General features: G+C 69.2%; 21 protein-coding genes. 16 read left to right on the top strand and 5 right to left on the bottom strand.

The annotated features are described in order from the left end of the window. Nucleotides 1-63: 63 nt before the first annotated feature. From ACN9M6_RS06985 to ACN9M6_RS06945, 9 genes are all read left to right on the top strand, one after another. Nucleotides 64-738, top strand: coding sequence for a hypothetical protein (locus ACN9M6_RS06985; protein WP_419162188.1), 675 nt, complete (start codon nt 64-66; stop codon nt 736-738). Nucleotides 739-833: 95 nt separating this feature from the next. Further along, nucleotides 834-1649, top strand: coding sequence for a hypothetical protein (locus ACN9M6_RS06980; RefSeq protein WP_419162187.1), 816 nt, complete (start codon nt 834-836; stop codon nt 1647-1649). Nucleotides 1650-1692: 43 nt separating this feature from the next. Beyond that, nucleotides 1693-2079 carry a YybH family protein gene (locus ACN9M6_RS06975; protein WP_419162186.1) on the top strand — a complete coding sequence of 129 codons (387 nt, stop codon included), beginning with the start codon at nt 1693-1695 and terminating at the stop codon, nt 2077-2079. 57 nt (nt 2080-2136) lie between these two features. Further along, entirely contained in the window at nt 2137-2517 is a 381-nt protein-coding gene (locus tag ACN9M6_RS06970) for a cupin domain-containing protein (protein WP_419162185.1), read from the top strand. Next, entirely contained in the window at nt 2517-3308 is a 792-nt protein-coding gene (locus ACN9M6_RS06965; RefSeq protein WP_419162184.1) for an SDR family oxidoreductase, read from the top strand. The genes ACN9M6_RS06970 and ACN9M6_RS06965 overlap by 1 nt, the downstream gene beginning before the upstream one ends. Next, nucleotides 3305-5527 (top strand): multicopper oxidase family protein, encoded by a 2223-nt coding sequence (locus ACN9M6_RS06960; RefSeq protein ID WP_419162183.1) that lies wholly within the window; start codon nt 3305-3307, stop codon nt 5525-5527. Before ACN9M6_RS06965 ends, ACN9M6_RS06960 begins: the two co-directional genes overlap by 4 nt. Nucleotides 5528-5586: 59 nt before the next feature. Next, nucleotides 5587-7023: an amidohydrolase family protein gene (locus tag ACN9M6_RS06955; RefSeq protein ID WP_419162182.1), complete on the top strand. Its 1437-nt coding sequence runs from the start codon at nt 5587-5589 to the stop codon at nt 7021-7023. A gap of 22 nt (nt 7024-7045) precedes the next feature. Next, nucleotides 7046-8476 (top strand): amidohydrolase family protein, encoded by a 1431-nt coding sequence (locus tag ACN9M6_RS06950; RefSeq protein ID WP_419162181.1) that lies wholly within the window; start codon nt 7046-7048, stop codon nt 8474-8476. 16 nt (nt 8477-8492) lie between these two features. Next, nucleotides 8493-9167 carry a nitroreductase family protein gene (locus ACN9M6_RS06945; protein WP_419162180.1) on the top strand — a complete coding sequence of 225 codons (675 nt, stop codon included), beginning with the start codon at nt 8493-8495 and terminating at the stop codon, nt 9165-9167. Here ACN9M6_RS06945 and ACN9M6_RS06940 read toward each other — a convergent pair. Further along, a complete protein-coding gene (locus ACN9M6_RS06940) occupies nt 9164-9529 on the bottom strand; it encodes a Glu/Leu/Phe/Val dehydrogenase dimerization domain-containing protein (protein WP_419162179.1) in 366 nt (121 codons plus the stop codon). The two genes, ACN9M6_RS06945 and ACN9M6_RS06940, sit on opposite strands and share 4 nt — an antisense overlap. Before the next feature lie 160 nt (nt 9530-9689). Between ACN9M6_RS06940 and ACN9M6_RS06935 the strand changes: the two genes are divergently transcribed. Beyond that, nucleotides 9690-10295 carry a hypothetical protein gene (locus tag ACN9M6_RS06935; RefSeq protein ID WP_419162178.1) on the top strand — a complete coding sequence of 202 codons (606 nt, stop codon included), beginning with the start codon at nt 9690-9692 and terminating at the stop codon, nt 10293-10295. Nucleotides 10296-10303: 8 nt separating this feature from the next. Then, nucleotides 10304-10891: a DNA-3-methyladenine glycosylase I gene (locus ACN9M6_RS06930; RefSeq protein ID WP_419162177.1), complete on the top strand. Its 588-nt coding sequence runs from the start codon at nt 10304-10306 to the stop codon at nt 10889-10891. Here the strand turns inward: ACN9M6_RS06930 and hemH are convergent. Beyond that, nucleotides 10869-11933, bottom strand: coding sequence for a ferrochelatase (gene hemH / locus ACN9M6_RS06925; RefSeq protein WP_419162176.1), 1065 nt, complete (start codon nt 11931-11933; stop codon nt 10869-10871). The genes ACN9M6_RS06930 and hemH overlap by 23 nt on opposite strands. A gap of 114 nt (nt 11934-12047) precedes the next feature. On the opposite strand from hemH, the gene hemG reads away from it, so the two are divergent. Beyond that, nucleotides 12048-13310 carry a protoporphyrinogen oxidase gene (hemG, locus tag ACN9M6_RS06920; RefSeq protein WP_419162175.1) on the top strand — a complete coding sequence of 421 codons (1263 nt, stop codon included), beginning with the start codon at nt 12048-12050 and terminating at the stop codon, nt 13308-13310. Here the strand turns inward: hemG and hemE are convergent. Further along, the gene (gene hemE, locus ACN9M6_RS06915) at nt 13307-14320 is read right to left on the bottom strand and encodes a uroporphyrinogen decarboxylase (RefSeq protein WP_419162174.1); all 1014 of its coding nucleotides are present in this window, start codon (nt 14318-14320) and stop codon (nt 13307-13309) included. The genes hemG and hemE overlap by 4 nt on opposite strands. Nucleotides 14321-14433: 113 nt before the next feature. On the opposite strand from hemE, the gene ACN9M6_RS06910 reads away from it, so the two are divergent. Continuing rightward, nucleotides 14434-16152 carry an N-acyl-D-amino-acid deacylase family protein gene (locus ACN9M6_RS06910; RefSeq protein WP_419162173.1) on the top strand — a complete coding sequence of 573 codons (1719 nt, stop codon included), beginning with the start codon at nt 14434-14436 and terminating at the stop codon, nt 16150-16152. Further along, a complete protein-coding gene (locus tag ACN9M6_RS06905) occupies nt 16149-16709 on the top strand; it encodes a TlpA family protein disulfide reductase (protein ID WP_419162172.1) in 561 nt (186 codons plus the stop codon). Before ACN9M6_RS06910 ends, ACN9M6_RS06905 begins: the two co-directional genes overlap by 4 nt. A 14-nt stretch (nt 16710-16723) precedes the next feature. On the opposite strand, the gene ACN9M6_RS06900 is transcribed toward ACN9M6_RS06905, so the two are convergent. Then, entirely contained in the window at nt 16724-18451 is a 1728-nt protein-coding gene (locus ACN9M6_RS06900; RefSeq protein ID WP_419162171.1) for an ABC transporter ATP-binding protein, read from the bottom strand. A 141-nt stretch (nt 18452-18592) separates the two neighbouring features. Here ACN9M6_RS06900 and ACN9M6_RS06895 point away from each other — a divergent pair, with 141 nt between their 5' ends. After that, nucleotides 18593-19651 (top strand): COX15/CtaA family protein, encoded by a 1059-nt coding sequence (locus ACN9M6_RS06895; RefSeq protein WP_419162170.1) that lies wholly within the window; start codon nt 18593-18595, stop codon nt 19649-19651. A 22-nt stretch (nt 19652-19673) separates the two neighbouring features. Here ACN9M6_RS06895 and ACN9M6_RS06890 read toward each other — a convergent pair whose 3' ends face one another. Continuing rightward, entirely contained in the window at nt 19674-20963 is a 1290-nt protein-coding gene (locus ACN9M6_RS06890; RefSeq protein WP_419162169.1) for a thiolase family protein, read from the bottom strand. A gap of 113 nt (nt 20964-21076) precedes the next feature. Here ACN9M6_RS06890 and gltX point away from each other — a divergent pair, with 113 nt between their 5' ends. Then, nucleotides 21077-22963 carry a glutamate--tRNA ligase gene (gene gltX / locus ACN9M6_RS06885; protein WP_419162168.1) on the top strand — a complete coding sequence of 629 codons (1887 nt, stop codon included), beginning with the start codon at nt 21077-21079 and terminating at the stop codon, nt 22961-22963. Nucleotides 22964-22969: the final 6 nt, after the last annotated feature.

Genomic DNA, 22969 nt, shown 5'->3' with positions numbered 1-22969 from the left:
CCCCGCGTACTTCGCGCCGGCCAGTTCCGTCCCCGAGCGAGAGTCTATCCACAAGGAGACAGCATGAATAGCCCGAATGAGACCGTGATGCAGTTCATAGAACGGGAGCTCAGGAAGAACCCTGGCGTGAACAATGCCACGCTGTTTGAGGGGGCGAAGGAGATTGACGGCGCCATCGCGAACCTCAACGCGAGGCAGTTCCACGCAAAATACCCGCTGCAGGTCAAACGGCGGCTGGGGAGCGCTTCACCCGCGGTGCGGAGACCTGCCCCCAGGCCCAAGGCCGCGCCGGCCGCGGCGTCCGGCAGCGGGTCCAGCGAAGACGTTCTGGCCTTCGTGAAGCGCACGCTGGGGGAGAACCCCGACGTCAAGAACGCGGTGCTGCTCGCAGGCGCCTGTAAGATCGACGCATCCGTCGCGCAATTGTCTCCCCGACAGTTCCATGCAAAGTACCCACTTCAGGTGAAGCGTCGCATGGCGATGGCTGCGGCCGACCAGGCCCCGGCGAAGCCCGCGGCGCCGAAGCGGGCCAGGAAGCCGAAGGCGGCCCCCGCGGCGGAGGCGGCCGCCCCTGTGGAAGCGCCGTCGATGGGCGACGGAGATGCGGCCGGCGTGCGCGGCCTGCTGATGGACTTCGCTCGAGACCTGGCCCACGCGGGGACCCAGGCCGAGACGATCGAAGTCCTGGCCAGGCTGGATGCGTATGTGGACGACATCATGAAGGCGGCCCGCAACTGAACCTTGTCGGCCGGCCGGCCGACAGCCGCCGGCCCGTTTCATCGAAGCCTCCGAGGGCCCGGCGCGCGTGTGTCGGGCTCTCGTTTTTTCTGGCGGTGGCGATCGGGGTCGCGGGCGTCGCTCCGGCGACGGCCCAGCTGAGGCGTGACGGTCTCGTGCAGCACGTCGGCACGGCACGATCCGGCGATGCGCTGATCGGAATCGGCGTGGCGCGCGTCGCGAACGCCGCGTTCCCCCTGAGCGGGCTCACGGGAGACCTGACTTCCGCTCCCGTGATCCACGCCGCCTGGGCCATCGGGCCACGGGTTGTGTTCGAGATGAAGGGGGCTGCCCGGCAGATCCTCGCCATCGACGCGCGCGATCGAACGCCGCCGGTCGCGCTCGATCCGGCTGTCTTAGGCGAAACGACCCGCGACGTGGGCGACTTCGAGCTGTCCGTCTCCTTCGCGCCCCTCGGCGGACCGAAAGGCTTCTCGGCCGGGGGGCACCTCGCCGTGAAGCTGCCGAACTCCGATGAAACGAAGGGGATCGGCCCCAATACGACGGATGTGACGGTCGCGGCCCTTTTCTCCTGGATTTCCACCCGCTGGGGCGCTACGGGCTGGTTCGGGGTCGGCATTCTTGAGGCGCCCCTCCAATCGTTCGAGCAGAACGACGTCTTCGCGTACGCATTCGAATCCTGGTGGACTCCGGGCGGGGACTGGCGGTTCTCCATGGGAGCCCGCGGGCGGACCAGTACCAGAAGGATCTCACCCCTCGGCGCCGGCGACCTGGGCGAAGTTCGCGCAACGATCGAATGGCGGCGCGGTCCCGTCGCGGTCGACGCGGGTGTCGGGCGCGGAGTTACGGAGATGAGCGGAGACTGGAACCTGCGTGCGGGCGCCGCCCTGCTGCTTGCCGGGAATCCCTAGCCGAGTCATCGTCCGTTCGCGGCCATCTTCGGGAGCCATGCTTGTGAGCGAAGCCAGTATCCGGCAGCTGTCCAGTGAACGCGCAGCGAGGATCCACCGTCTCGAGTTCGACGAGATGGCGACCGTTTTCTACGCGCACGACGCGACGCTGATGCCTTCGGGCGGAGAGACGGTGCGAGGCATCGACGCGATCCGCGAGTTCTGGCGCGCGACGCCGAAGGACGGACTTGTCGCCCTCACACTCGAACTGTTGGACGTGGAAGTATCCGGAGACATCGCCTACGAGGTGGGCCACTTCAACCGGACCCTGCGCCCGGATCACGGGGCCCCGTTTCAGGAGCATGGGAAGTATCTGGTCGTCTATCGTGCCGGAGCAGAGGGTGACTGGAAGGCCGTGGCGGAGATGTTCAACAGCGACTCGCGGGGTTGACCTCGCGACCGGTCCGGACACTGGGTCCGGGACACAACCACGCAGGGAGGACTCGTCATGAGTGAAGCGAAGCCCCGGCTGTTCCGCTGGAACGACTTGCCGTGGGAACCAGTCACCGGACAGTTGGGACGGCGCATGGTGACCGGGGACCGGGCCATGATCGCACAGGTCCTGCTCGAGGAGGGCGCGGTCGTCCCGACGCACTCCCATGAGAACGAACAGTTCACGTATATCCTGGAAGGGGCGCTGCATTTCTGGCTCGGGGAAGATGGGAGCGAGGAAGTTGTCGTGAGCGCCGGAGAGGTCCTCCATATTCCGTCGCACGTCCCGCACAAAGCCCTGGCGCTCGAGAAGACGCTGGACCTCGACATCTTCTGTCCCCCCCGGACGGACTGGCTCGACGGGACGGACAACTACTTCCACGACACGGACGACTGATGGACTTCGGGCTCGCGGGCCGTGTCGCCCTGGTCGCCGCTTCCTCCAAGGGTCTGGGACGGGCCGTGGCGGAGGAACTCGCCGCGGAGGGGGCCCATCTGGTGATGTGCGCGCGGGGAGAAGAGGCGCTGGCGGAAGCCGTCGCCTCCGCGGACGTCTGCGGACCGGGAGATGTGTTGAGCGTGCCGACCGACCTCTCCGACCCCGGCGGCGTGGCCGCGCTCACGGACGCCGCGCTGGAACGGTTCGGACGCGTCGACATCCTGGTCAACAACGCGGGTGGGCCGCCGACCGGGAAGTTCGAGGATCACGACGCCGCGGCCTGGCAGCGTGCCGTCCGCCTCAATCTGGAGAGCGCCCTCGAGCTCACCCGCGCGGTCCTGCCCGGCATGAAGGAACGCGGGTGGGGGCGGATCCTGAACATCACCTCCATTGCGGTGAGGGAACCCGTGGACGGGTTGATACTCTCCAACAGCGTGCGGGCCGCGGTCACCGGGTTCGCCAAGACGCTATCCAACGAAGTCGCGGCGTTCGGCGTGACGGTCAACAACGTGCTCCCCGGGTTCACGCGTACCGCCCGGCTCGAGGAGTTGGCGGAGGCGGTCGCGAGGGCCGGTGGCGCCTCGCGCGAAGAGGTGGAAGTGGGGTGGAGAGCGGTGATCCCCGCGAACCGTCTGGGCGACCCGCGCGAGTTCGCCGCGGTCGTGGCTTTCCTGGCATCGGAGCGCGCCAGCTACGTGACGGGTGTGTCCATCGCCGTCGACGGGGGGCGCACCCGGGCCCTGTATTGAGGGCCGTCGCGGCTGCGACGGCGTCGCTCGGCGTCGCTGGCGCGCTGTGGCTCTGGGCGGGGACAGCGGCGGCCCCGGCGGCGCCGGGGCAGGAAGCGACGCCGTGCGTGCCCGACGAAGCGGAGGGGGCGGCGGCAAGCCCCGACCTGTATTGCATGGCCCTGATCCCGACCCCACGGGTGCCCGGCGCGGCTGGCACGGTCGAACTGCGCCGCCCGCCGGGTCCGTTCTCGATGGCCGTAACCCCGGACGGGCGGCTCCTCTACGATGCGGTGATCTCGACGGACCTGCCGCCGCCCTCCACCCTCGGCCCGTACGACCGGTATGTCGTCTGGGCGTCCACACAGGTCCTGTCGCCGATCGAACGACTTGGGGAAGTCCCCGCGAACGGCCGCACCGCGGTGGGCCGGGTCGGCTTCAACAAGTTCCTGATCCTGATCACGGCGGAGGCGGCGGCAGGCGGAGGGAGCGGGCCGGGCGGCGAGCCGGCCGGACCGTACGTGCTGCGGGCCCAGTCACCCTCGAGCCGGATGCAGCCCGCCGACTTCCTCGAGTTCGCGCTCGGAGCCTCGAGGATCGATCCGGACGTGCCGCTGCCCGGCGATACGGTCGGGGCGGCCCACGCCGGGCACGGGATGTCCCCCGACGACCCATGGAGCGACGTACCGATGCCCGACGGCGTCATGATGCTGCCGTCGCTCATGCAGCTTCGGCCGGCCGTGGAGGCCTGGCGTCCGGGCGACGGGTGGGAGGGCGAGATCGTCGACGCGCGACCCCGCGAACTGGTGGAACTCCAGGACGGCGACTCGCTCGCGCTGGACGCGGTTTACGTGCGGCGGCGCATCGGCGGTCGAGAACTCCTCGGCTACGGCTTCAACGGACAGATCCCCGGACCCCTGCTGTGGGTCCCCGAGGACGCCACGGTCACAATCGACTTCACGAACCGGATCGACTGGCCGACCGCGATCCACTGGCACGGACTCCGACTCGACAACCGCTTCGACGGAGTGCCGGGCGTCACGCAGGATCCGGTCGCACCCGGCGAAACCTTCCGCTACACCGTCCACTTCCCGGATCCCGGCCTCTACTGGTACCACCCTCACCACCGGGAAGACGTGCAGCAGGACCTGGGTCTGGCGGGAAACCTCATGGTCCGTTCGGAGGATCCCGACTACTACGGTCCCGTCCACCGCGAAGAGATCGTGATGCTCGATGACCTCCTCCTGGGCGAACACGGGATCGTCCCCTACGGACTGGAGCGGGCCACGCACGCGCTGATGGGTCGCTTCGGGAACACGATGCTGGTGAACGGCGAGCCCGACTATGCGCTGGAGGCGCGGCGCGGCGAGGTCATCCGTTTCTACTTCACGAACGTCTCGAACACGAGGACCTTCAACCTCTCCTTCGACGGGGCACCGATGAAGCTCGTCGGCGCGGATGTGGGGAACTTCGAACGGGAGGAATGGGTCGAGAGCATGATCATCGCGCCGGCCGAGCGCTACATCATGCACGTCCGGTTCCCCGAGAGCGGAGAATACCGGCTCCTGAACGGGGTCCAGGGCATCGATCACGTCGGCGGCAGCTTCTTCCCCGAACGGGACACGCTGGGCGTCGTCCGCGTCGGCTCCGAGCCCGTGACGCGGGACTTGAGCCAGGCGTTCGCGACATTGCGGGAAAACGCCCGCGCCCGGGACGAGATCGCGCCCTACCGCCCCCTCTTCGACCGTCCGATTGAGAGGACGCTGGAACTCGATATGACGACGCGCGGCCTCCCCCTCGTCGTCGAACGTCTGATGCAGGTGGACTCGGCATACTTCCACCCGATCGAGTGGTCGGGGACGATGCCGATGATGAATCTCATGTCGACGCCCGGGAACGTGTCGTGGACGCTTCGCGAACCCTCGACGGGGCTCGAGAACGAGGCGATCCGGTGGACCTTCCGCGTCGGTGATGTCGTCAAGCTTCGGATCCGGAGCCGCCGCGAAACGCTGCACCAGATGCAGCACCCGATTCACATCCACGGACAACGGTTTCTCGTACTCGCGGCCAACGGGGTGAAGAACGAGAACCTCGCCTGGAAGGATACGGCGGTGGTGCCCGTCGGCGGCGCGCTCGACATCCTGCTGGAACTCTCGAACCCGGGGCGGTGGATGCTGCACTGCCACATCGCCGAGCATCTCGAAGCGGGCATGAAGATGGTGTTCACGGTGGAGCCGTAGCGCGCCCCGCGGTAGGTTTTGGAAATCGGATCGTGCGGTTTCGCCCGAGGAGTCTCCCCATGAGGAAGTTCATCGCGACGCCCGTCGCAATCATCGTCCTGCTCGCGCCGGTCCGGCTGCCGGCCCAGTCCGCTGCCGAACTCGGCCCCGAGACGACCCAGTTCGTGGCGATCACCGGCCCGACCGTCGCCCTCACCGGCGTCACCGTGCTCGACGGTACAGGGGCGGGAGCCCGACCCAACCAGACGGTCGTGATCGAGGGGAACCGCATCGCCGCGGTCGGCCCGGCGGGCGCCGTAGATGTGCCCGCGGGGGCCGAGGTCCGGGACCTGGCGGGGCACACGGTGATCCCCGGCATGATCGGGTTGCACAACCACATGTTCTACATGGGGGCCGGGGGCCGCATGTCCCAGGGCGTGGTCTCCTCCCCGCGCCTGTATCTGGCCGCGGGGGTCACCACGATCCGGACCACGGGCAGTGTCTCGCCCTACGCCGACCTGAACGTCAAGTCCAACATCGAGCGAGGGCTCGCCCCGGGGCCGCGGATGCACGTGACCGCGCCCTATGTGACCGGACCGAATCCGGCGCTCGGAGACATGGCGCAGGTGACGACGCCCGAGGAAGCGCGCCGCTTCGTCCGCTACTGGGCCGGCGAAGGCGCCTCCTGGATCAAGGCGTACACGACGATCCGTCGGGCGGAACTCGCCGCCATCATCGAGGAAGCGCACGCGCACGGGCTGCGCGTCACGGGACACATCTGCTCGATCACCTTCCAGGAAGCCGTCGATCTCGGAATGGACAACATCGAACACGGTTTCGGGACCGCGACGGACTTCGACCCGCGCAAGCGCCCCGACGAGTGTCCGCCGAACTCGATGGTCATGGTCGGAGAGCAGGGGGACCCGTCGGGCGAGATCGCCCGGGCCCTGGTCCTCTCCATGGTCGAAGCCGGGGTGGGGATGACGTCGACGATGGCAGTGATCGAGCCGATGACGAAGGGCCGGGCCGTGCTCGACGAGCGGACGCTGGAGGCGATGGCGCCGGAGGTTCGCGAGGACTACCTGGAGACAGTGGATGCGATCCAGGCCAACCCCGACTGGGCCATGACCGAAGCGCACCTCCAGAAGCACATGACGTTCGAGCGCGGCTTCGTCGAGGCGGGCGGCGTGCTCGCGGCCGGCGTGGACCCGACCGGGATCGGGGGTGCGATCGCCGGCTTCGGCGACCAGCGCAACTACGAACTCCTGATCGAGGCGGGGTTCGACGCGCCCACCGTCATCCGGATCATGAGCGCGAACGGCGCCCGCATCATGGGGATCGAGGACGAGCTGGGGACGATCGAACCCGGGAAACTTGCCGACCTCGTCGTGCTCCAGGGCGACCTCGAGGCGGACTCCGCGATCATCCGCAACGTCACCGTCGTGTTCAAGGATGGCGTGGGCTACGACTCGGAGAAGCTGATCGATTCCGTGAAGGGGATGGTAGGGATTCGCTGACGCCAGACCGGGGAGAGAGGAAATGACGATGTCCAGGATCTTCGCGGCCCTGACCGCGGCGTCGATGGCGGGCGGGCTCGCGGGACCGCTTGCGTCACAGAGCTACGGCCAGTTGTCCGAGGAGACGCGCGGCTATGTGGCGGTCCGCGGCGCCACCGTGGCGCTCGAAAACGTGCGCGTGGTCGACGGCACCGGCGGTCCGATCCTCGATGGTCAGACGGTACTCCTGCGAGACGGCCGTATCGCCGCCGTGGGCCCGTCTTCGTCCGTCAGCGTGCCGGCCGGCGCGGAGCGCCACGACCTGAGCGGACACACCGTGATCCCGGGCATGGTCGGCATGCACGACCATCTCTTCTATACCGCCGTGGGAGGGCGCCGCGTCCAGCTCGGCTACAGCGCGCCGCGCCTGTACCTGGGGTCCGGCGTCACCACGATCCGGACCACCGGGAGCATCACTCCGTTCGCGGACATTCACCTCAAGGACGCGATCGACCGGGGCGACTCGCCCGGTCCGCGGATCCACCTCACCGCGCCGTACATCACCGGATCGTCCGGCGCCCCCCACCAGGCCCGCATGACGTCTCCCGAGCAGGCGCGCCGCTTCGTCGAATACTGGGCGGGCGAGGGGGCCACGTGGGTGAAGGCGTACACCTCCATCAGGAGCGCCGAACTCGGGGCCGCGATCGAAGAGGCCCATCGGCTGGGACTCCGGGTTACCGGTCACCTGTGCTCCGTCAGCTTCCAGGAGGCGGTCGAACTCGGCATCGACAACCTCGAGCACGGGATGCTCACGGCCTCCGATTTCGTCGCCGAGAAAGAACCGGACCGCTGCCCCGGCAACATCATGCAGCGCGCCGGCGGCTCGGACCCCACCGGAGCGGTCGCGATGGAGACGATCGAAGCTATGGTGGAGGCCGGCGTGGGGCTGACCGCGACGCTCGCGGTGTACGAGGCGTTCTTCCCCGACCGCGATGTGGTCGACGAGCGCACGCTCGAGCTGATGACCCCGGATCTGAGAGAGGCGTACCTCGACGAGCGTGGGCGGATCCAGGAGGTCGGGCCGGATCCGTCCAACTTCCAGAACGAGCTGCGTTTCGAGAAGGCGTTCGTCGACGCGGGCGGGCTGCTCGCTGCCGGGGTCGATCCCACGGGCAACGGCGGGGCCCTGCCCGGTTTCGGGAACCAGCGGAACTTCGAGCTCCTGATGGAGGCCGGGCTGTCCACGGCGCAGGCGGTCCAGGTCGTGAGCGCCAACGGCGCGAAGATCCTCGGCGTCCACGAGGACGTGGGCACGATCGAGGCGGGGAAGGTGGCGGACCTCGTCGTGCTGGCCGGCAACCTGGAGAGCGACCCTTACACGATTCGCGCGGTTCGCTGGGTGTTCAAGGACGGCGTCGGGTACGACTCCCCGGAGCTGATCGAGGCGACCCGCGGCCTGGTGGGGATTCGCTGACCTTCCTGTTAGCGCGATGACGGACGGCGGCTCGTACCGTCCGGTCCCGCTCTCGACCTTCACGCGGCGCGACGAGGTCGAGATGGCGCGGCGCGCCCGGGCATTCCGCGACGAAATGCGGCGTCGGCGAACCGTTCGCGAATACTCCCCGGAGCCGGTCCCCCAGGCGGTGATCGACGCCTGCATCGAGGCGGCGGGCACGGCTCCCAATGGGGCCAACCGCCAGCCCTGGCACTTCGTCGTGGTGCGAGATCCGGCGGTGAAGCGCCGCATCCGGGAAGCGGCCGAGCACGAGGAGCTGGACTTCTACGAGCACCGCGCCCCGCCCGAGTGGCTCGAGGCGCTCGCTCACCTGGGGACGGACGAGCACAAGCCGTTTCTCGAGACCGCGCCCGTGCTCATCGTCATCTTCGCCGAGAAGTACGAACTGCGCGGGCAAGAGAAGCTCAAGAACTACTACGTGACGGAGTCCGTCGGCATCGCGACGGGCATTCTGATCACGGCGCTCCACCACGCGGGGCTCGCCACGCTCACGCACACGCCGAGCCCGATGGGTTTCCTGAACGAGATCCTCGACCGGCCCTCGAACGAGCGGCCCTTCCTGCTCCTCGTCGTCGGCTATCCGGCGGCGGACGCGCTCGTCCCCGACATCACGAAGAAGCCGCTGGACCGCATCACCTCCCGCCGCTAGCGGCATGGCCGGCGAGGAACGCCTCCGCGCGCCGCCGAGGCGAGCCGCGCGGCGTAGCGTTCGATGAGGCCGGTGCGGGCTTCCGTACCCAGGTCGCGGGGGACTGCGAGGACCGCCTTGCCGCCACCGAACGGCATGCCGACGCCCGCCCATTTGTACGTCATGCCCTCGGCCAGGCGCACGGCGTCCAGGAGCGCGTCCGTGGGCGTCGCGTACGAGGTCATGCGGGTTCCGCCCGCTGCCGGCCCCAACCGCGTGTCGTGCATGGCGATGAAGATCCAGGCACCACTGGCGACGTCGAACGCGGTGACGACCGACTCACCGTCCCACGGCTCGATGGTGTCCAGGAACCTCAGGGTCAATTCTCCTCCCCTTCTTCCTTCCTTGGGTGGTCGAACCGGCGGCGCGAACCAGACTATCGTACGAGCCCTGGAACGGCGACGTTACGGAACCCTGCGGGTGGTGATGCGTACCCCTTCACAGGGGGGTCCGATGAGTGACGCGCGATTGGAGGGCGATGGGATGACGACCGTCACGACACTCTACTTCGGAGACATGCTGCCGCCCTCGACGGACGCCGAGAGTCGCCGCGAACATGTGCTCGTCGGCACCGCCACGCCCATCCAGCTCGACGTTCGTCCGATCGAACACCATCTCACGCCTCAAGGCACTGTCTGCATCGGCACCTTCCACGAGGACCGGGCGATCGGACGCTGTGCCATCCCGAGGGAAAGTGTGAAGGATTTCCTCGAGATGGATCTGTTCGACGATCCGGTCGCGCTCGCGCTCAACGTGCGGAAGGGCGGACCGGGGATGGAGGGCAGCCTGCTCGCGCTCGTACCGATGGACCAGGCCACGCGCGGCAACCGTGAGCCGGACGAGCCGTGGAAGACGAGCGTGCCCGGGGCCGGTTACGATGCCGCGTCCGACTCGGGCGACGGCGACTCCTCGTCCACCCATCTCGCGGGGATCTTCCTCGGCGAGGTCGTGCGCTTCGAGACGGACCGGCGGGAGCCGAAGTCCATGCTCCGCGAGGCGGCCGACATGCTCGCCTGCGTGATCCGGGGACGCGTCGCCAGCGTCGGCGGGCGGCTGATCGAGGACCTTACCGCCACCCCGGAAGGCTGAGCCGCCAGGTGCCGGACGGTCGGTCACGCTGCGGCTGGGCGGGCCGCGAGGCGGGCATGATCGCGTACCACGACACGGAATGGGGCGTGCCGGTGTCGGATGACCGCATCCACTTCGAATTCCTCGTCCTCGACTCGTTTCAGGCGGGTCTTTCCTGGGCCGTCATCCTCCGCAAGCGAGAAGCGTTTCGACAGGCGTTCTGTGAGCTTGATCCTGTTGTCGTATCGTCGTTTAATGAAGATGATATAAAGCGACTTCAAGGTGACGCATCCATCGTTCGCAACCGTCAGAAGATCGAAGCCACGGTCTCGAACGCGGCTCGCTTCCGGGAGATTCAGGAGGAGTTCGGGACGTTCGATGCCTTCATTTGGTCGTTCACGGGGGGACGCACGGTCCGGAACCGGTGGCGCAGGCTGGGCGAAGTGCCGGCCTACACCCGAGAGTCGGAGCTGATGTCGAAGGCGCTGCGCGCGCGGGGCTTCCGTTTCGTCGGACCGACGATCTGCTACGCGTACATGCAGGGAGCCGGCATCGTCAACGACCACACGACGTCGTGTTTCCGCTACGAGGAGGTCAACCGGCTGGCTCGCCGTTGAAGCACAGGTCGGCGCCGGGCCGACAGAGGCACGAGGTCCGGCCGGGAAGGGCAGGAACTTCCGCCCCCAGCGCCCCCAGCGTGAGATCGGCGAGCACTTCGGCGAACGCTTCGTCGTCATGCGGCACCTCGACGCGGCGAAACTCGAGGCCCAGAGCGTGGGCGTGCTCGGCCAGTTCCACATCCAGTTCCATCAGCGTTTCCGACTGCTCGTGCATGAAGCTGACAGCGTCGACGAGAACCTTCGACCCGCCTGCAAGGTGCCCCAGGGCAGCCTCGATGTCGGGTTGGGTCCACTCGATCCCGCGATTGGTGTGATTCTGGTAGCCGAGCGTCCAGGCTTCGAGGCCCAGCGTCCGCGCCAGAGTCGCGCACCAATCCTCAACGTATTCGACGTAGCGGCTGCCCTCGTCGATGTAACGGATCGGGGTGCCGTGGGCGCTGAACACAAGGCGGACGGCGGGATCGGTCAGGCTCCAGCCCGACGCGGCGGCGGTGCGGCGGATCGCTGCCCCCCGCAGGCGCAGGTACTCGGGATGGCGGTGCCAGCCGGTCACGCGGCGCACGTCGGGCTGCCAGCCCATGCGTTCGAGTGCGGCGTCGACTTCGGTCAGGGCCGCAACCGTCGTGGAGGGGCCGCAGAGCGGATACACCGGCAGAGCGACGAGCGTGTCGGCGCCGGCCGCTTTGAGTTTCGCCAGCGCCTCCTCGATGGAGGGCGCGGTGAACTGCATTCCGACCCCCACGTGCATCGGGTGGCCACGGGCCGCGAGGGTCCGTTTCACCGCGACCCCCTGGGCGGTCGCCTGCACGTCGAGAGGTGAGCCCCCGATCCGCTCGTAGGCCTCGAGCAGACCGGGCGAGCGTCGCCGGGCGAGGTCGCGGCTTCGGGCGCGGATGGCCGCCGCGTCGCCGCCTGGCTCGAGTCGCGCGTTCGCCAGGAAGATCCGCTCCAGGAAGCGTGTGACTTCGCCGGGGTCCGGCGCGCTCGGCTCGCCGAAATTGAGGAGGAGAACCGCGGCTTCGGGTTCGGTGCTCCGCATCGGGCGTGGGCTCCGGATGTGCGGGGAATCCATGGGGACAGGACCGACCCGGAGGAACATATCGGGGCGATCCCCGGCTTGCCCGGACGGAACCCGGTCGGGAGACTCCCCGGCATGCGAGTCGGAATCATTGGAGGCGGGATTACGGGACTGGCACTCACGCACGCCCTGGCGAGGCGCGGTGTCGACTCGATCCTGTTCGAGAAGTCCGAAGAGGTCGGGGGCGTGATCCGCAGCCGGAGTCATGGCGACCAGGTCGTCGAGTTCGGGCCGCAGCGGACGCGGCTCACCGCTCCGGTGCGCCGCCTTGTGGACGAACTTGAACTTCGCCCCGCGCTCATCGAGGCGAAGCGCGGGTCTCGACTCTTCATCTGGGCCCGCGACCGTCTGCGCGCCGTCCCGACCCGTCCGTCCGGGCTCCTGACCGGAGATCTGCTGTCTCCGGCGGGGCGTCTGCGGATCGCGCGCGAGCCAGTCACGCGAGGGCTGCGTCCGGAGGAGTCGGTCGCCCGCTACTTTCGCCGCAAGGCCGGCGGAGAAGCGTACCGGCGGCTGTTCGGGCCGCTCATCTCGGCGACGTTCGGATCGGATCCGGAGACGATGAAGGCGGCCCGGATCGTGCCTATGCTGCTGGGGCCGCTGGGGGTGAAGCGCAGTCTGCTCGCGGCGGCCCGCCGCTGGAAGCCGGACGGGTCGCCGCCTGCGTGTACGTTCCACGCGGGCATGGCGACTCTGCCGCGGGCCATCGGGGCGCGGCACGCGGATCGCGTGCGGTGCTCCGCTCCCGTCGAGGAACTCCGCCGCTCCGGCCGGCGGTTCGCCATCGGCTACGGCGGCGTTCGCTCCGATAGCGAGGAGGTCGACCACGTTGTCGTCACGACGCCGGCCCCCGACGCGGCCCGCCTGTTGAGAGCCGCAGCGCCCGAGGCCGCGGACCGCCTCGCCAGACTACGGTACCACCACGTCGCGGTTGTGCCCCTGGAGGTCGATCGGGCGCCGGAGGGATTCGGGTTCCAGGTCGCGTTCGGCGAGCGGTGGCGCACCCGTGGCGTGACGTGGAACGCTTCACTGTTCGGGCGAGAGGGCCTCTGCACCGCCTACCTCGGCGGCGGTCTCGACCCCGAGGTCGCCAGGTGGGACTCCAGTCGGCTTGAAGCCACCGCCGCTCGCGAGTACGAAGCGATCCACGGAGCCCGGGCGAAGTCGATCTGTACCGCGCGACCGCAGCTCCCGTCCCATGACGAGTCGTGGGATGCTCTCGCGGGCCTCGAACTTCCCGCCGGGATCACGCTCGCGGCCAGCTACACGGCGCGCCTGGGCATCTCCAGCCGGATCGCGGAGGCCGAGTCTCTGGCCGAGCGTCTGGCCGCTACCTAGCCCTCCGGCTTCCAGCGCCGGACTTCATCGACCACGGCGGAGATCACCGCCGGGTCGGAGTCGGGATGGAGGCCGTGCCCCACGTTGAAGATGTGTCCGGGGCGTCCCCCGGCACGGCGCAGCACGTCGCGCGTTCCGGCTCGCGCCGCTTCTTCGCCCGCAAGCATGTACGCGGGGTCGAGGTTGCCCTGGATCGCTCGATCCCGCCCGATACGATCCCACGCCTCGTCGAGCGGCGTCCGCCAGTCGACACTGATCGCGTCGCCCCCGGCTTCCGCGAACGCCGGATGTGCCGCCCCGTAATGCACCGTGGGGATCCCCCGTTCGGCGAGCCGCTCAAGGAGGCGCCCGGAGTAGGGAAGCACGCGCGACCGGTACGTCTCGGGATCCAGGACCCCGCACCACGAATCGAACACCTGGATGGCGCCGGCCCCGGCTTCGTGCTGCGCGATGGCGAACTCTGCCAGATGTTCGGCCCAGAAGGCGGCCATCCGGTCCCACAACCCGGGAGAACCGAGCAGGAACGCCCGAAGCTGGGCGAGCCGGCTGTCGCGCGTCCCGCGGGCCAGGTACGAACACAGGGTAAAGGGGGCGCCGACGAAGCCGATGACCGGTTGTTCCGCGTCCGCGGCGAGAAGGCGGATCGCCTCGAGGACGAACCCGAGGCGCTCGCGCGGCTCGAAGGGCCTCAATCGGTCCACATCGGCGAGGCCACCCCACGGAGGCAGGGGAACGGGCCCGACGCCCGGCCGGAGTTCCACCTCGATCCCGGCCGCCTCGAACGGGGTCGACAGGTCCATGAACAGGACCAGCGCATCGACCTCGAAGTAGTCGAGCGGCAGGCGGGTCACACGGGCCGCGGCTTCCGGGTCGCGCACGAGTTCGAGGAAGCCGCGCTCGCGCCGCAACTCGCGATAGGCGGGCAGGCAGCGTCCCGCCTGTCGCATGAACCATACCGGTGTCCGCTCCACGGGTTCACGCGACAGGGCGCGGAGAAGAAGATCGTTCATTGCCCGCCATCTACGGCGGCCGCCTGCGTCGCGCAAACCATCCGGTTGGACCCGTGCAGGGTCCGCCGTAGCTTGCGGGCCACGACATGGGATCCGTCACAGGGGGAGCGATCATGAACCGCCGCGCCATACGCACGCTGCTGTGCGCCATCATCCTCGGAATGTCCCATGCGCCGCTTCTGTTCGCGCAGCAGGCCACGTTCGACGTCCTGCTGCGGGGCGGACGCGTGCTGGACGGTACGGGGAATCCCTGGTTCCGCGCCGATGTCGGGATCCGCGACGGCCGGATCGCGGCGGTCGGAGACCTGGGAGACGCGACCGGAGACCGGGTGATCGAACTCGATGACAGGACCATCGTACCGGGGTTCATCGACATCCACTCGCACGCGGACCAGGGGCTCGATACGGCGGGTAGCGCCGGAAGCGACGGTGCCCGTCGCCGGGCGGCCCCCAATCTGGTGAGCCAGGGCGTCACCACGGTCGTCGTCAATCAGGATGGCCGGTCCCCCTGGCCCATCGCGGAGCAGCGCGGGCGCCTTGAGTCCCGCGGACATGGTCCCAACGCGGCGCTGATGGTGGGGCACAACACCATCCGGGCGATGGCGCTCGGCGACGACTTCATGCGTCCCGCGACGCCGGCCGAGGTGGCGCGCATGACCGAACTGGTGCAACAGGGCATGGCCGAGGGCGCCTACGGTCTCAGCGCCGGACTGGAGTACGTGCCGGGGATCTGGAGCGAGACCTCCGAACTCTTCCCGCTGGTCGAGGCGGCGGGGCTGGGAGGCGGTGTGTACATCGTCCACGAACGCAGCTCCGGCATGACCCCCATGTGGTTCTGGCCGAGTCAGGACGACCCCGGTCCTCCGACCATGATTCAGACCGTCCTCGAGGACATCGAGGTTGCCGAGCGCACCGGAGTCACGACGGTCGCGACCCACATCAAGGCGCGGGGCTCGGACTTCTGGGGCGCGGGGCGGGCGCTGGTGGACCTGATCGAACGCGCCCGGGCACGGGGCGTACCGATCTGGGCCGACCAGTATCCGTACAACACGACGGGCAGCGATGGGAACACGGTCCTCCTCCCTCGCTGGATCTTCCCGAACCGCGGGCCCGGCGGTGCCCCGACCGGGGGCGCGGGTGACGTCGACTATGCGTCGGCCCTGCAGGCGGCGCTCTCGGACCCGCAGGACGGCGAACAGGTCCGGCGGGACATCGCGCATGAGGTCGGGCGCCGCGGAGGTCCCGAGAACCTCCTCATCATGGACCACCCCGATGAGAGTCTGATCGGGAAGACGGTGGCGGACCTGGCGGCCGAGTGGAACGCATTCCCTGTCGAGGTGGCGATCCGGCTGCAGCTGGAGGGCGACCGCAATCGGCCCGGCGGGGCGCGCGTACGCGGGTTCTCCCTGTCGGAGATCGATGTGGAGGAGTTCTCGGCCCACCCGTGGCTGGTGACGGCCTCCGACGCCGGGATCGCGCTGCCGGACGACGGGCCGGTGCACGCCCGCTTCTACGGCACCTTTCCGCGCAAGATCAAGCGGTATGCGATGGACCTCGGAGTGCTGCCGATCGAGAGCGCGGTGCGCTCGATGACCAGCCTTCCGGCCCAGCTCCTGAGGTTGAGCGACAGGGGGATGATCCGTGAGGGGTTCGTGGCGGACATCGCGGTGCTCGACCTCGATGAACTCCAGGACAACGCGACCTTCTTCGATCCGCACCAGTACGCTTCGGGGGTCGACTACGTGCTCGTGAGCGGCACTCTCGTGGTCGACGGCGGCGCGCTGACCTGGGCGTTGCCGGGCGTCGTCCTCACGCCGGGTGACGCGGGATGATGACCGGGCGGGGCGCCATCACGCTCGTCGCACTGCTCGGGGTCGGATGCGGGACGCGGGGCGAGGCGCCGGACGCGGCCGGAGGAGAAACGGCGGATCGCGCCCCGGCGGCGGCCGGCTTCGCGGGCGAGGTGCCCTCGGGGGCGAAGCGCGCGCCGGCGGACGCCTTCCGCACCCTGGAGGGCGGCGAATCGTCCCTCCACGACCTGCGGGGCAACGTGGTCGTCGCGAACCTGTGGGGCACATGGTGCCTCCCGTGCCGCCAGGAGCTGCCGGAACTCGTGGAGCTGGCCCGGTCGTACGCCGACCGGCCCATCGTCGTCCTCGGCCTCGCCGTCGAGTCCGGCGCCCCGGACGAGATCCGCACGTTCCTCGGGGACTACGAGGTCGAGTACCCGAACTGGATCATCGGGATGGACGATGCCGTCGCCACCTTCGGGGCCGTGGGTTTCCCGACCACCGTGATCCTCGACCCCGAGGGCTGGATCCGGAAGGAACTCCTCGGCCCCCAGACTGTCGAGTCGCTGACCGAGGAGATCGAGGCCCTGCTCCCGTGAAGAGGGGGTAGCGGCTAAGCGAGCTGCTGGCCCTCGTAGAGCCGGGCGTAAAGCTCGCAGCGCTCGATCAGCGTTTCGTGCGGGCCGATATCCACGAGGCCCCCCCGGTCCAGGACCAGAAGCCGATGGGCGCGCCGTACCGTGCGCAGCCGATGGGCGATGATCACCGTCGTCCGCCCCACGGAGGCGACCTCCAGCGCGGCCTCGACCAGGGCCTCGCTCTCCGCGTCGAGCCCGCTCGTCGCTTCGTCGAGGATGAGGATTTCGGGTTCCTTGAGGAGGACGCGCGCGATCGCGATCCGCTGTCGCTGGCCGCCCGAGAGTCGGACGCCACGCTCGCCGACCATGGTGTCGTAGCCGTCCGGCAGCCGTTCGATAAACTCGCGGGCGTGTGCCGCTTCAGCTGCCGCCTCGATCGCCCGGAGGTCCGCCTCGGGCCTGCCGTACGCGATGTTCTCCCCGATCGTCCCGGCGAAGAGCGGGTGGTCCTGCGGCACGACGCCGATCCGCGATCTCAGGTCTTCGACCCGGCACTCGCGGACGTCGACCCCGCGCACGCGTACGCCCCCGCGTGTGGTGTCCCAGAAGCGCGGGATGAGTGACGCGAAGGTGGTCTTGCCGGCACCGCTCGGGCCGACCAGGGCGACGACCTCTCCCGGAGCGATCGTCGCGTCGATCCCCTCCAGCGCCCATGGCTCCGGCTCTCCGTAGCGGAACGACACGTCGTCGAACGCGATCTCCGGCGGTCCATCCCCCGCGAGCGACCTCGGGACGGCGGGATCCTTGATCGAGTCCTCGCGATCGAGCAGATCGAACACGCGTCGCGCGGCGCCCTGCGCCTCCTGGTACGAACCCCACAGCGACGCCAGGGCCATGATCGCGGCCGCCACGGAGAAGGCGTAAAGGAGGAACGAGACCAGCTGTCCGGCCGTGATCTGGGCCGCCAGCACCAGGCGGCCCCCCTGCCACAGGACGACCACGATCCCCCCGAACGCCACCACCGTCAGCACCCCGAACAGCACGGCGCGGACGACGGCGCGGGACAGAGCGGACTCCAGGGCGGCGGCGATCCCGGCGCGGTAGCGCGCCTGCTCCCACTCTTCCCGCACGAAGCTCTGCACGATCTCGATCTGGCCGAAGGCTTCGTCCGCGATCGCGTGTGCCGCGGCGAGACGATCCTGGACTTCGGTGCTCCGCCGCCTGAGCAGCCGCCCCAGCGCGAAGCCCGCGAGGACGACGACCGGAGCCACCGCGAGGGTGGTGAGCATGAGTTGCCAGTGCAGGAGCGTGAGCAGTACCAGCGCGCCGAACAGGAAGAGCAGCTGTCGCACCAGCTCGGCGATCTGGTGCCCCATGATCTGCTGCAGCGTCGAGCAGTCGGAGGCCAGTCTCGAGGTGAGTTCGCCGCTGGTCCGGCTGGCGTGGAAACCGGGGGAGAGCCCGACCAGCTTCGAGAACAACTCGTCGCGCAGCTGCGTCACGACGCGCTCACCCGTCGCCCCCAGCCAGTACGTTTCGCCGAAGTTGAACAGGCCCTGCAGCGCGAAGAGTCCCAGCAGCCCCAGCGCGATCGCGCTCAGGAGTGCGGCATCCCCGTCACCGAACGCAGCGTCCATCAGATAGCGGACGACGAGGGGGAAGGCGAGCCCAATGGCGGTGCTCAGGAGGAGACAGATTCCGGCCCCGACCAGCGCTCCCCGATGGGGCCCCAGCCTCGGGGCCAGCCGCTTCAGCGCGAACATCGAAAATCGTGGTCCGGAGTCCGACATCACGCTTGGCCTCTCCGCCGCCCCCGTCTATCTTCCGCGCCCCGGTGACTCCGGGAGGAGCCGGAAGTTCGCATGGGGCCCGAAACCGGCGCAACGCGCCACGCACGGCAGATCTTGACGAAGCCACCCCTCATCCACACCGAATCGCGGCGCCATGCCCGGATCATCGCGATCTGGCTTCTGATCGGCTGCGCGCTCGTCGCGTCGACCGTCATCCTCGGGGGTGTGACCCGCCTGACCGGGTCGGGACTCTCCATGGTGGATTGGGAGCCGGTCAGCGGTGTCGTGCCTCCGCTGAGCGCCGAGGGCTGGGAGCGGGAGTTCGCCGCTTACCGCGATTCCCCGGAATACCGGCTCATGAACCAGGGAATGTCTCTGGCCGAGTTCAAGCGGATCTTCTGGTTCGAGTACGCCCATCGTGTTCTGGGCCGGGTGATCGGGCTCGTCTTCATCGTGCCCTTCGCGCTGTTTCTCTGGCGGCGGATCATTCCGCGTGCCCTGATCCCGCGTCTCCTGCTGATCTTCGCACTCGGAGGCGCGCAGGGGCTGCTCGGCTGGTGGATGGTGCAGAGCGGGCTCGTCGATGTCCCACGCGTGAGTCCCTACCGCCTCACGGCACACCTGGCGCTCGCCGTTCTCGTCTATGCCCTTCTGCTGTGGACCGCGCTCACGCTGCTGCGCCCCGGGGTCGGGCACGCGGAGCCGGGCTCGTCATCGGACGACGGACTCCGACGCTGGTCAGCCGTCGTTCTCGGACTCGCCGCGCTCACGATTCTCTCGGGCGGTTTCGTGGCCGGGCTGGACGCCGGGTTCGTCCACAACACCTTCCCGAAGATGGGGGATGACTGGATCCCGCCGGACCTCCTCGCGGCGACGCCGTGGTGGCTCAACCTGTTCGAGAACCGCTCCACGGTGCAGTTCGATCATCGTGTTCTCGCGATGTTGTTGCTCGCGAGCGGGACGGCCCTGTGGTGGGTCAGCGCGCGGCGTGCCGGACGTGCGGCCAGGCGGTGGGCGCATGCGAGTTTCGTCGCCGTGTGGGCGCAGGCCACCCTCGGTGTCGGTACGCTGCTCCTCTTCGTCCCGATCCCCCTCGCGGCGCTCCATCAGACGAACGCGCTCGTCCTCTTCACCGCACTTCTGGGCCTGACCTTCGAGCTACGACGGCGCTGACGCAGGGTGTTGCCGCGGTCTGCTAGACGGCCTCCAGGAGGGCCACGTGGCCGAGGCCGCCGGCGGCGCAGACGCTGACGATCGCGCGCGTGCCGGCAGGGTGGTCCGACAGTTCCGCCACGGTCTGGGAAATGATCCTCGCGCCCGTGGATCCGAACGGGTGTCCGAGGGCGACGCTTCCTCCGTTCGGATTGATCCGGTCCGCAGGGAACTCGCCGAGGCCGTCCTTCACCGGCGAGCGCGCGGCGAGCCACTCCGGACTCTCGAGCGCAGCCACGGTGCACAGGACCTGCGCGGCGAACGCCTCGTGGAGCTCCCACAAGCCAATGTCTTCCAGCGACAGCCCGTGGCGATGGAGCAGGTGGGCGATCGCGATGGCCGGGGCGATCAGGAGCCCCTCCCGCTGTGGGTCGACCGCGGCCTGCGCCCAGTCCACGAGTCTCGCGCGGGGCAGGGAGTCGGGAAGCGACGAGAGACCGCTCTCCGAAGCGACCCAGCACGCCGCGGCGCCGTCGGTGAGCGGCGACGAGTTGCCGGCGCTGAGCGTCCCCTTCGACCGCGAGAAGGCGGGTCGCAGGCTGGCCAGCTTCTCCAGCGAGGTGTCGGCGCGCGGGAGCGTGTCGCGATCGACCGGGAACGTGCCGGGTGTCACAAGGAGCGGCCGGAAGAACGTCGCCCCCTCGCGCGTGGCGCCCTCGTGGCTCGCGAGCGCGAAGCGGTCCTGGGCCTCTCGCGGGATCCCCCATTCCCGCGCCATCTCCTCGGCGTGCTGTCCCATCGTCTTTCCGGTCGTCCGCTCCGCGATGGCGGGCACCGAGAGCCGGAGGTCGCGCGGACGGATGCCGCCCAGCGTCCTGACCATGCGGGGAAAGCTCCCGGCCCTGCCCGTGCGCCGGATCTTCTTGCTGAGCCCTGCCGAGAGCCCGATCTGGGTATGGCTCATCGACTCGACCCCGCCACAGAGCACGAGGTCCGCCCGCCCGGCGACTACCTGGCCGGCCGCGTGGGTGGCGGCGGCGAGCGAGGTTGCGCAGGCCTGGACGATGCTCTGGGCCGGAACGCTCGCATCGAGTCCCGAATCGAACCAGACTTCGCGGCCCCAGTTGCTCGCCGTGAGAGACGGGACGACCGCGCCCCACAGGAAAAGGTCGATCTCGCGCGCGGCCTCCCGGCCCGGCCCGCGGTCGCCCGCGACCGTCTGCTGGACAACCGGGGCGGACAAGGCCAGGCCGTCCAGGCGCGAAAGCTCGCGGTCGATCTTCGCGAACGGGCTGCGCAGGCCGGGAAGCACGAAAGCCGAACCGGGACTCATGCTTGGCATCCTATCGACCGCGCTCCCAAGATGGAAAGGTTGAAGATGTCGCGTCCCAAGGCGTTGGCCTTGCGGCCGATCCGCCCTGCAATCACGGGAGAAGAGGAGCATCGATGACGGTACGGGTGAGGTTCGCCCCCAGCCCCACGGGCTTTCTGCACGTCGGCGGCGCGCGCACCGCACTGTTTAATTGGCTCTTCGCGCGCCGGGCGGGCGGCGAATTCGTCCTGCGCGTGGAAGACACGGACCGCGCGCGTTCGAGCCCGGAGCATACGCGGGCGATTCTGGACGGGTTGGCCTGGCTCGGGCTCACCGTGGACCACGGTCCTGTGTTCCAGGCCGATGGAATCGAACGTCACCGGACCGATGCGCAGCGCCTGCTCCGCCAGGGTGCCGCCTACCGCTGCTTCTGTACGGCCGCGGCACTCGCGCGCCGCCGCGAGCAGGCACGGCAGACCGGAGCCGGCTACGGGTACGACGGCCGGTGCGGGCGCCTGGACGCCGACGCCTCACGGGCGCGGGCGAAAGCGGGAGAGCTTTTCGCGCTCAGGGTCCGCGTGCCGGCCGAGGCGATCGGCTGGGAGGATCTCATCCACGGTCCGATGAAGTTCCCGTCCGGCTCCATCGACGATTTCATTGTCCTTCGCTCCGACGGCACGCCGGTCTACAATCTGGCCGTGGTCTCGGACGACACGGAGGCCCGGATCTCGCACGTCATCCGCGGTGACGACCATATCTCGAACACGCCGAAGCAGATCCTCCTCTACCGGACGCTGGGGGCCTCACTCCCCGTCTTCGGGCACGTTCCGCTGATTCTCGGGCCGGACGGCAAGCGTCTGTCCAAACGGCACGGGGCGATGTCGGTCCTCGCCTACCGTGACGAAGGATACCTGCCGGAGGGGATGATGAACTTCCTTGCGCTCCTCGGCTGGTCTCCGGGAGACGACCGAGAGGCGTTCGACGTCGACGGCCTCATCCAGGCGTTCTCGATCGACCGCGTGCTCAGGAAGAGTGCGGTGTTCGATCTCGACAAGCTGGGGTGGCTGAACGGACGGCACATCGCCTCATCACCCGCGGGCACCCTGGCGGGCGGGGTTCTCAGCTTCCTGCGGGGGGAAGCTCGGGAGGCCGGCCGGAGCCTGGCCGAAACGCACCCGGAGCTCGAGGCCTCGACGGAGCGCCTGGAGCGCATCATCGATCTCGTGAAGGGTCGTCCGCGCACGATGCCCGCGCTGGCGCGGCAGGTCTCTCCCTTCTTCGCGGCCTCGGTCTGCTACGATGAAGACGCGGTCCGCCGGTTCTGGAAGCGCCCGGACGAAGTCGCGGGCCATCTGGGGCAGTTGGCGGAGCACGTGTCCGCGGAGGGCGCGTTCCGCGATGTCGGGACGCTCGAGTCCGCAGTCCGGGGTCTCGCCGAACGGCTCGGCGTTGGTGCGGGGCGCGTCATCAACCCGCTGCGCGTCGCGCTCATGGGGCAGAGCGTGAGCCCCGGCATCTTCGAGGTGCTCGAGGCGATGGGCCGCGATCGCGTGATGGCGCGGCTCGCGGCGGCCGTCCACGAAGAGTGGATGCGGCGGGCGCTCGAACTGGCGGCGCTCGGAGGTGAGCGCGGGGAGGTGCCCGTCGCCGCCCTCGTCGTCGACCCGGAAGGGCGGCTCGCCGCGGAGACGCACAACCGTACGCGGGAGTTGGCTGATCCCACGGCCCACGCCGAGGTTCTCGCCCTGCGCGCGGCGGCGGCGAAGCTCGGCGATTGGCGTCTCGAGGGCTACACCCTCTACTCCACCCTTGAACCCTGCGCGATGTGCGCGGGAGCCGCTGTGCTGGCGCGCGTGCAAACGCTTGTGTTCGGGGCGCCCGACCCGAAGGCCGGCATGTGCGGATCGCTCGAGAATCTCGTGCGCGACGCTCGGTTGAACCACCGCGTCGCGCTGGTGGCCGGCGTCCTCGCCACGGAATCCGCGCAGCGGCTGCAGGAGTTCTTTCGGGCCCGCAGATAGTCTGCC

It is taken from the genome of Candidatus Palauibacter sp. (assembly GCF_965197445.1).
Lineage (GTDB): Bacteria > Gemmatimonadota > Gemmatimonadetes > Palauibacterales > Palauibacteraceae > Palauibacter.
The sequence above is the reverse complement of the archived record's forward strand: the minus strand, read 5'-3'. Positions and strand labels throughout refer to the sequence as shown.